This is a genomic window from Micromonospora sp. 4G55 (genome assembly GCF_016803375.1).
Window position 1 is genome coordinate 1 of sequence record NZ_JAEVHN010000720.1, and the last position, 2,982, is coordinate 2,982.

Genomic DNA, 2,982 nt, shown 5'->3' on the forward strand with positions numbered 1-2,982 from the left:
TCCCGGTTCCTGCCGCAGCGTGGACCGCGTCCGGCGGGTGGCGAGCGGGCCGGCGGCGGCGTGGCGAAGCGGCACCGCCGCGCGCCGGCCCGCCACCCAGATCGTCTCCTGCCGGATCTGTGGAGCGACCCTGCTCGCCGGCCCGGATCGCAAGCTGGGCCGCTGCCCGACCTGCCCGTCCGACATCGACGAGGACCTGTACGAGCGGCTGCGGGACTGGCGGGCCCGGGTGGCCGGCGCGCAGAAGGTCCCGGCGTACGTCGTCTTCACCGACGCCACCCTGACCGCGCTGGCCGAGCGGCGTCCCGGGCGGACCGAGGAGCTGATCGCCATCGCCGGGATCGGGCCCCGCAAGCTCGGCCTCTACGGCGAGGCGGTGCTGGCCCTGGTGGACGGTGCGGCGGTGGACGACATCGCGCCGGAGAAAACTTTCGAAATCTCGTCGTAAATTCGTTTGCCCTCGCCCCCGAGCGAGGAATAGCCTCATGACACACCTCGGGAGCGGCGCCATTCCGGCTGCTCACGGGGTGGGAGACCAAGTCGGCACGAGGAACGTGAGGGAGGTGGCACCCGTGGAGATCTTCACCTATGAGCGTCCGGCGGCGATGCCAGCTGCCTGCGCTCCGCTGTCGACTGTCCGGGTGGCCCTTGCCGCCACGCGACCGTCGGTTCCGCAGGTGCACCAGGTCCAGGCTCAGGCCGAGCTGACCCTGACCGTCGCGCCGATCGGAGTCGAGGGGACCAGTGGCTTCACGGGCATGGGCATCGGTGTCGCCAAGAAGCGCACGGATGTCCGCGGCGTTCCACCTCGAGGTAGACCGGTCTGAATCCAGACCACCGGCTCACCTCGAGGCCGCGGAACCCGCTCACCGGGATCCGCGGCCTCAGTTTTTTTGCCCCGCCGTACGTCGGAAATGCGATCCACGAGATCGAAGTGAGAGAGAGGTGACCGGGCGATGAGTCTGGCGTTGGCCCCCCTCGACGTGAGCGTCGAGATGGAGGCGAACCTGCCCTGCCGGAAGTTCGACCCTGACCTGTGGTTCTCCGACCAGCCCGCCGAGCTGGAGTTGGCCAAGTCGCTCTGCGGGGACTGCCCGCTGCGCGTCGAGTGCCTGGCCGGTGCGGTGGAGCGGGCGGAGCCGTGGGGCGTCTGGGGCGGCGAGATCTTCGAGCGTGGCGCGGTCGTCCCGCGCAAGCGGCCCCGTGGCCGTCCGCGCAAGGAGGACCTCGCCCGCGACGCGGCGCTCCGGGTCGAGGCCGAGGCGCGACTGGTGGCCAGTGGTGTGGCCACGTCGCGCAACGCGGTCCGGCTGGCGGCCTGACAACTTCCCGTTCCAACCCCGCCGGTGTCCGACACCGGCCGCGAGAAAGCCGAAACCGATGCTGCTGAACTACCCGAACGGAACCGAGATGCAACTACTCCACGAAGCGTTGTCCCGTGCCCGAATGCGCCGGCCTCAGGCCGGTCGTACCACCACGAGCACTGAGGCAGCCCGTTCCGCCCGTACCGTCGCGATGAAGAGCCGGAGCCAGTCGGCTCGCGACCTGGGCGCTCTCTAGATCCCTACCGAGTACGCGGTCCGGTCAGGCCACCGGCGCGAAGCCGGGCAGCCAGCGTTCCAGGATCCCCCGGTACGGCGCCTTGGCCTCCAACTGGCACAGCACCCCGATCGAACCCAGCGTCACCCGGTGGATCATCAGGTACGACGGGGGCAGGTTGAGCTGCCGGCTGAGCTGGTAGGTCGGCGACTTCGGGCTGGCCAGGCGGGCCGCCTCGGACCGCAGCCAGGCCCGGCTGAACCGGAATTCCTCGGCGGCGATCGGTTCCAGCATCGGCCGCAGGAAGTCGAGCACCGCGTGGGCGTCGATCGGCTCCGTGGCGCTGACGAAGCCCTCCTTCCGCAGGCCGTCCACCACCCCGTCCGCGTCGCCGCGCAGCGCCAGCCCGGCGATCCGGCCGATCGGCTCCGGCGTGCCCTCCGGCATCCGCGCCACCGCGCCGAAGTCGATCACGCCGAGCCGGCCGTCGGGCAGCAGCCGGAAGTTGCCGGGGTGCGGGTCGGCGTGCAGCAGGCCGGCCCGGGGCGGCGCGGACAGGTGCAGCGTCGCCATCAGCCGGCCCGCCTCGTCCCGCTGCTCCTCGGTGCCCTCCCGGATGATGTCCGCCAGCGGCGTGCCCTCGATCCACTCGGTGACCAGCACCCGGGGCGAGCTGGAGAGCACGGCCGGGATGAAGATCTCCGGGTCGTCGGCGTACGCGGCGGCGAAGGCCCGCTGCGACTCGGCCTCCAGCTCGTAGTCCAGCTCCTCGGTGACCCGCTCCCGCAGCTCGACCAGCAGCGGCTTGACGTCCAGACCCGGCTGGATGGCCCGGAACATCCCGCCCAGCCGGGAGAGCTGCTTGAGGTCGGCGAGCAGAGCGTCACCGGCGCCCGGGTACTGGATCTTGACGGCTGCGGTCCGCGCCTCGCCGGTCTCCGGGTCCCGCCAGATCGCCTTGTGCACCTGCCCGATGCTCGCCGCGGCGGCCGGAGTGTCGTTGAACTCGACGAACCGGTCCCGCCAGTCCGGCCCGAGCTGCTCGGCGAGCACCTTGTGCACGGTCGCCGCGGGCAGCGGCGGGGCCGCCTCCTGGAGCTTGGTCAACGCCTGCCGGTAGGGGGCGGCGATCTCCTCCGGCAGCGCCGCCTCGAAGACCGACAGCGCCTGACCGAACTTCATCGCGCCGCCCTTGAGCTGCCCGAGGACGCTGAAGAGCTGCTCGGCGGTGCGCTGCTGGATCTCGGCGGAGATGACGTCGGAGGCGAGCCCGGTGACGCGCTTACCCATGCCGAGGACGGTCCGCCCGGCGAAGCCGAGCGGCAGAGCGGCGAGCTTGGCGGTCCGGGACACGGCCCGGCGCGGGATGTCGGTCACGTGGTCATTGTTACCGACTCGGTGGGCCCGCTGCTGCTCCGAAGCCGGGCTCGGCCCGGTTCCCTC

Annotated in this window: 4 protein-coding genes; 3 read left to right on the top strand and 1 reads right to left on the bottom strand. The window is 71.7% G+C overall.

The annotated features are described in order from the left end of the window. The 3 genes from JNW89_RS32955 to JNW89_RS32965 all read left to right on the top strand — a co-directional run. Positions 1 to 448 (top strand): HRDC domain-containing protein (locus JNW89_RS32955; RefSeq protein WP_238452018.1); only part of this gene is annotated, 448 nt, incomplete at its 5' end. A gap of 124 nt (positions 449 to 572) precedes the next feature. Beyond that, complete coding sequence (locus JNW89_RS32960; protein WP_088964418.1) at positions 573 to 827, top strand: hypothetical protein; 255 nt, start codon at positions 573 to 575, stop codon at positions 825 to 827. 129 nt (positions 828 to 956) lie between these two features. Then, the gene (locus tag JNW89_RS32965) at positions 957 to 1,322 is read left to right on the top strand and encodes a WhiB family transcriptional regulator (protein ID WP_088960445.1); all 366 of its coding nucleotides are present in this window, start codon (positions 957 to 959) and stop codon (positions 1,320 to 1,322) included. A 262-nt stretch (positions 1,323 to 1,584) separates the two neighbouring features. Here the strand turns inward: JNW89_RS32965 and JNW89_RS32970 are convergent, their stop codons facing one another. After that, positions 1,585 to 2,916: an AarF/ABC1/UbiB kinase family protein gene (locus JNW89_RS32970; protein ID WP_238452019.1), complete on the bottom strand. Its 1,332-nt coding sequence runs from the start codon at positions 2,914 to 2,916 to the stop codon at positions 1,585 to 1,587. Positions 2,917 to 2,982: the final 66 nt, after the last annotated feature.

What these genes read in the sequence shown, in the direction of transcription:
- JNW89_RS32965 (WP_088960445.1), top strand. Translation starts at nt 957, where the DNA reads ATGAGTCTGGCGTTGGCCCCCCTCGACGTGAGCGTCGAGATGGAGGCG.